The organism is Collinsella sp. TF07-1, from assembly GCF_003437235.1.
Taxonomy (GTDB): domain Bacteria; phylum Actinomycetota; class Coriobacteriia; order Coriobacteriales; family Coriobacteriaceae; genus Collinsella.
This window is the reverse complement of sequence record NZ_QSRV01000042.1, coordinates 238-6,049: the sequence shown is the minus strand read 5'-3', so window position 1 is coordinate 6,049 and position 5,812 is coordinate 238. Positions and strand designations below refer to the sequence as shown.

General features: G+C 52.9%; 5 protein-coding genes. All 5 read right to left on the bottom strand.

Translation table 11 applies throughout. The annotated features are described in order from the left end of the window. Nucleotides 1-349: 349 nt before the first annotated feature. Nucleotides 350-1,984 carry an ABC transporter ATP-binding protein gene (locus tag DXC67_RS10000; RefSeq protein ID WP_084591801.1) on the bottom strand — a complete coding sequence of 545 codons (1,635 nt, stop codon included), beginning with the start codon at nucleotides 1,982-1,984 and terminating at the stop codon, nucleotides 350-352. Beyond that, entirely contained in the window at nucleotides 1,968-3,266 is a 1,299-nt protein-coding gene (locus DXC67_RS09995) for a radical SAM protein (protein WP_117638255.1), read from the bottom strand. The genes DXC67_RS10000 and DXC67_RS09995 overlap by 17 nt, the downstream gene beginning before the upstream one ends. A gap of 66 nt (nucleotides 3,267-3,332) precedes the next feature. After that, complete coding sequence (locus DXC67_RS09990) at nucleotides 3,333-4,121, bottom strand: hypothetical protein (protein ID WP_035137757.1); 789 nt, start codon at nucleotides 4,119-4,121, stop codon at nucleotides 3,333-3,335. After that, nucleotides 4,118-4,936: a hypothetical protein gene (locus DXC67_RS09985; protein ID WP_117564851.1), complete on the bottom strand. Its 819-nt coding sequence runs from the start codon at nucleotides 4,934-4,936 to the stop codon at nucleotides 4,118-4,120. Before DXC67_RS09985 ends, DXC67_RS09990 begins: the two co-directional genes overlap by 4 nt. Continuing rightward, nucleotides 4,936-5,812: ABC transporter ATP-binding protein (locus DXC67_RS09980; RefSeq protein ID WP_199410733.1), on the bottom strand; the 877-nt coding region annotated here is incomplete at its 5' end. The genes DXC67_RS09985 and DXC67_RS09980, both read right to left, overlap by 1 nt.

The window sequence follows — 5,812 nt, the reverse complement described above, 5'->3', positions numbered from 1 at the left end:
CTGCTTGTCTTGCCAAGGCCCTCCCGGATGAAGATTGAATTGCCTGGCTCATCGCAGCCGAGCGCGACACGGCCTCTACCCGAGACCATCATCTCTACACATAGCCCATCATTCGACAAGAACGCGCAGTTTGTCCTGCATAGGCGCATGGTGTCCCCCTCCGCCGCAAGAGGTGAGCAAAAGAGAGGCTCCCCTCGCCACTACCGGACAAAGGGACCTCTCTGGGGAAACACGCTATAAAACCTTCTTGCCGGGCGGTCGAGTACAGCACCGACGGCGTACCCGTGGAGACCTACCCAGAGCCCACGCCATTTCAAGTTTCTTGGTCTTCAACGCCACAATCCGATAATCATCCAGCCGTCGAAATGACCTCGTCACAGGCGGCAAGCATCTCCTCGTCATGAGTGACAACGATTACAATATGGTCTCTCTTAATTTCATGAAGCAATTTGATCAGCGCGCCTCGACTCTTCGCATCAAGTGCTGAGGTCGGTTCATCAAAAAGCATAACGTCCGGCGATTTCAACAGCTGTCTCACAATTGCAATCTTTTGCTTCTCGCCGCCGGACACCCCTCCTTTCCCGCCGTCAAGCATCGCCGTTGCCCCGTTCTCCACAGAAGCAACCATTTCGTCTAGCCCCAATATGACAAGCATCCGATTCAGCTTATCCATCTCGTAATCATCAGAAAGCAGCGTAAGATTATCGAGAATCGTCCCCTCAACGATAGGGGGTTCTTGCTCCGTAATGCTGACTCGACACCGCCGCAATGCATATCGATCGATGCAACGCTGTGACACCCCGTTGTAGCGAACGGCCCCTTCTGTGTCATCTGGATATAGCCCCAATATCACTGACAGCAGCGAGCTCTTCCCCGAACCATTCGGCCCCGAGATTCCATATAGCCGACCCCTGGAAAACGCGAGCCCCTCAATGCTTAACGCGACCCTTTCCGCCCCTGGATAACGTAGCTTGATGTTCTCTAGACGGATTTCCTCAATCGGACCAAGCGCCAATTTGCCATTCGCTTCCACCGGGACATCCCAAATTCTTTTCAGCCGCTCATAGCATACGCGATTAGTCTGGTAATCCCTTCCCCAGCCCAACAAATACTGTACCGCTGAGCTTAAGTTCGAATAATATCCAACAGCAGTCACGAGAAAACCAGGCAACAGTCTCCCGCCCATCACTTCAACCGCGCCCACAGCAAGAAGACATCCTTGAGCGGCGGAAGCGACCAACGCGTTGCCAAAGGTAAATCTAGACCCTACTTCCTGATTTGCTCTCATCGTTGGATAGAGCCCATTAAAAGCTTCGACCAGTACAGCGCGGGACCTATCGAACAAAGCATGTTTGCGGATGAAATCAACTTTCTCCAACTGATCTTGTAGACAGGAAAAAAACCTCGCGCTCTGCTCTTGTACGTCAAAACTTCTCTCAAACAGCCTTGCGCGTGAAACCGCATAAAAAGCGGCACTCGCTGCCGCAAGAACAAGGCAGACCACACTCAACTTGATATTCAGGCTACCGAGAACAAACAGGGCGGACAAAAGGGTGATAACGTTGCTTGAAACCCCCACAACCGAGTTGATTACGAAGATGACAAGGTCATTAGCGTCGTGATTGATTTGCTGGTTATAATACGACGCGTTGAAGCCCTCGAAGAATGCCTGGGGAAGGTGCTTCACGTGCTCAAGCGTATCCGCATTTAAGCCGAACCCCGCATGCGACTGAAGGTTGATGTACAGCATCTCTGAGCAATACACTAGTCCCGCTCGAACCGCTTGGACCGCAACCAAAATAAGGCAACAAACGAGAACGGCGGCAAGATCGGCGCTGGCCGGCATCGCCAATCGGTTTACCACTATGCCGGTAAGAAAGGGACCCGCAAGCGCAAGCAGCCCGACCAAAACTGTTACGACAAGATAGGCGTAGAATCGACCGCCCAGTATATATTTTCTACAGAGATTAAGCATCAGCCTCATTTTGCCCCGCACCCCGTTTTGCCGTATTCATCATCTGGGAGAGCAGCATTTTTTGCTCGGCATCATACCGGAAGGAAACGCAACGTTTCCCCTCACCGTTTAAGGCGTGGTTGGGGCACCCTCCCATGCACATGGGAAAAGCAAAGCACTCTTGGCATTCCGGGTCATCCGGCTCATATGCCATCCAGTTAATCATGTTCTTGCTCAACATTGGCGGCTCGAAAATAGTTCCGACCCTCCGCTCCTTCATTCCAATGTCATCCCAGCACTTATACAAATCTCCGACGGGATCAACCACGTACGAGTTGATTCCAACGGCGCAACATATCCCGAAATTCGTCCCACCAAAAGGTTGAACTTTGAAGCCCCGCGCAATTGCCCTTTTATAAAACTCAGTCTCCTCATACGAGAACTCTTTTACAGTAAAGCAGTGGCTGTCGTTCGCACATACCTGATTGATATCGTCAACAGGGGCTAAATAGAAGTGAACCTTATTCATCAGGCCATTTAGCTCGAGATAATCCAATAGCTCTTGAGCGGCCTCGATGTTGGTCTTGTCGACGTTGCTCCTTATCGAAATATCGATGATGTCGGCACACTCTTTGACGTTCTTGAGAATACGTTCGTATGTAGGGCTTCCGTCGTGAAGAATCCTTCTCGAATCGTGATCCGACTTCGATCCATCTATAGTCACTTGCGCGCTCGTCACACCACATGCCGCGAGCCTCCTTGCAACATCAGGCGTCAGCAGATAGCCATTTGTCACTATCGATGCGGAATATTCACACGTTGGCCCCACGACATCTTTCAGATCCGACGTAATCCGTTCGATCATCTTCATTCCGAGCAGAGGCTCGCCGCCGTACCATCCAACTGAGAGACTTGCGATACCAGGATAGTAATCTTTCACGAACTTGGAGAGCTGTGTCAAAACCTCCTCGCCCATCGTCGTGTACGCCTGTCCCTTTTCATAGCAGTAGGGACAGCAAAAGTTGCAAGCCATCGTTGGCGCAATGGTAAGGGACAGAGCAGTATTCGCAAAGCGCGCGGCGCGACTTTGCAACCTGATCTCCCCAAGCTCGTCCCTCTCCTCATTGACTAGGATGCCTCCCCTTATCAGCTCCGCGACAAGATCATCGGCATCCCGAACGTCCCCTTCTTGAATCCTTTTGAATTTCTGCGCGTATTCCGGATTTAACGACAGGATGCCGCCGGTTCGCGCATTCATGATAAGAAGACTTCCGTTATGTTCATGCACCACATTAAATTGCGACAGTTTCACTTCGCACCATCTCCATTTCCAACCAAATCCATATCGACCCTCAGACGCTGCGCATACGCCAGCGCACTACCTTCTTCGATAAAAACTGCACGAAAGCAGCAATAGACATGCGAGCGACACGATGACCGCATGGCCGCATGCAGCCATCAGGACCGTCCCGCCGGCAGCCCCGCACGCCCTCATCCAATAAGCCATGTGAACCGGGGGTAAAACGGTTGGGAAACTCATCGCGATAACAAGGCCCGCGAACGTTGCGACCAGCAAGGCTCCCGACACAAGAGATCTGATCCTGAACACCTCATATGCAACCGCAACCATCAGCGTATAAGCGGCGTCTATAACGATATTCGACAGGAGTGCCGAGGTCACATTACCAACCGTAAGGCTGTCTAGACCGCTTCCGGAGCACACGGCAAAGACCGCAGCGACACCGAGAGTAAACACGATGTAGGGGCACAGCGTATACACTTCGCAAGCCAATGTCTTTGCCGCAAACAGCTGCCAGCTGCGGAAGCCCCGAGCAATCGAAACTCCCCTTGCCGACACGCTCGTCGCATCACCGAATAGCGTCCCCGCCACAACAACAGAGACGATTGGGAAGAACACCGTATGCGCCATGGAGACGACACTTAGCCAGGAAGAGATACCCGTTGGCCCAACCCCTATCGAGAAAAGATAGCCCGGATCGGCGGAAAAGCCAAAGAACTGGCCCTCTCCCCCTGCGGAGACCCATGCGCCGGACCCGGCAAACACATAAATCCCCGCGATGCCCAAATACATCAGCGCTATTATCACGGCGAGTTTCATTCTCCTTGCGCGGAACAGTTCCGCCCTGACCGACATCCCAAGATTCATCGAACCGCCGTCCTTACAAATAGCGAGACGAGCGCAACTCCAACCGACACAAGCACAGTGCCGCCCGCATACAGCAAAACCTGAATTACACCAACATTCTGCATACTCAGGGAACACAGGTTCATCAGGTAATACACGGGCGAGAGCATGAGCAGCAAGCTGGGCTGACCGCTTCCGTATGTACTTGGGAACCACACCATCACAAATGTCGAAACCGCTATTGCAACGACGCTGCTCGCCACCACACTCCTCGTGAGCAAATACAGGGCGAAGGTAGCGGCGTACATCGAAATGAGCAGCAGCGCGATCATCAGCGCAATCGATACAAATTGGGCAAACCCTGAGCACGAGGCCCCAACGTCCCATTGGGCCATCTTGGTTAAATACAGCGCAGTCGTAGAAAGAAGATACACGGCACCGACCAGAGTGCAGTTCACCAACAGCTTCGTGATCACAATCGCCGCCTGCGACACCCCTCGCGATCTCGATACGGCGTAAGCCACGGATTCAAAGTCTCTCGACGTAGCGTAAACCGCGTAGAGAATCGTCACCGGAATCCAGACCACTGTAGACGCAAAAGACGTCCGGGCAACAGAGCCCAAAACGTCCCCTGCATCCACTAGGTTTCCAATAAAACCTATAGCCCCTCCAAGCGTATACGGGTCATCACCGGCGACCATGATCAGCACCTCAGACGAAGTCGCAGCCGCAACCACATACAGCACAGCCGCAAGCGCAATCATCAGAGCGGTCGCCGGGTGCCTGGCGAGCAACCATACCTCGCTCCGAAAAGCTGAGATGAACTCGCGTTTCATCACAGCTCGCTCTCTCGACCGATGAGCTCCGAATAAAACTCCTCAAGGCTCTTCCTATGAGAATACGCCTCCGCAACCCTCACACCTGCGGTCGAGAGCGCTTCGATTGCAATGCCCCGCCCTTCCTTTTTCTCCTCATAGCGCATAAGGACGCTGCCGTCCGGCAGAAAAGAATGTGAGGTCTCATCTCCGAGAACCGATCTCGTTCGCTCCAGATCGTCCACATGCAACACGAAACCACCGCGGCATGACTTTTCCAGCTGAGGTGCGGTCATCCTTCGAATGAGGCGACCATGACTTATGAAGAGGTAATCAGTTGCCAGCTTGTGCATCTCCTCAAGATTGTGGCTGGATACGAGAATCGTTTTACCTTGATCTTTGTTAAGATGCGTAAGGATTTTTCTTACTTCGACTATCCCCATCGGATCCAGGCCGTTTGTCGGCTCGTCCAGGATCAACAGCTCCGGATCGCCCAGCAACGCTATGGCCAGATCGAGACGCCTCCTCATTCCCATTGAGAAGTTCTTCACTTTCTTCCCGCCGGCCTCCCCCAAACCGACGGTTGATAACACACCGTCGATGGAACGATCGGTGGGAAGCCCCCACTCAATACAGCGAACGACCAAGTTGTCTCGCGCGGTCAGATTAGGATACGAAGCATTGAGGTCGGGCATATAACCCAGCCTTTCCCTGCAGCTCCGTATTTCACGTCTCCCGGTTTGCCCAAACATCGAGATCGTTCCTGACGATGGCTCCGAAAGCCCCGTGATCAATCGAATTAACGTGCTCTTGCCGGCACCATTCTCCCCAATGAGTGCACACAGCTCGCCTTCCATTAGAGAGAACGAGACTGATTTAACCGCTTCAAACCCGCCA

Coding starts and splice junctions, on each gene's coding strand:
- DXC67_RS10000 (WP_084591801.1), bottom strand. CDS start 1,984: ATGAGGCTGATGCTTAATCTCTGTAGAAAATATATACTGGGCGGTCGA.
- DXC67_RS09990 (WP_035137757.1), bottom strand. CDS start 4,121: ATGAATCTTGGGATGTCGGTCAGGGCGGAACTGTTCCGCGCAAGGAGA.
- DXC67_RS09985 (WP_117564851.1), bottom strand. CDS start 4,936: ATGAAACGCGAGTTCATCTCAGCTTTTCGGAGCGAGGTATGGTTGCTC.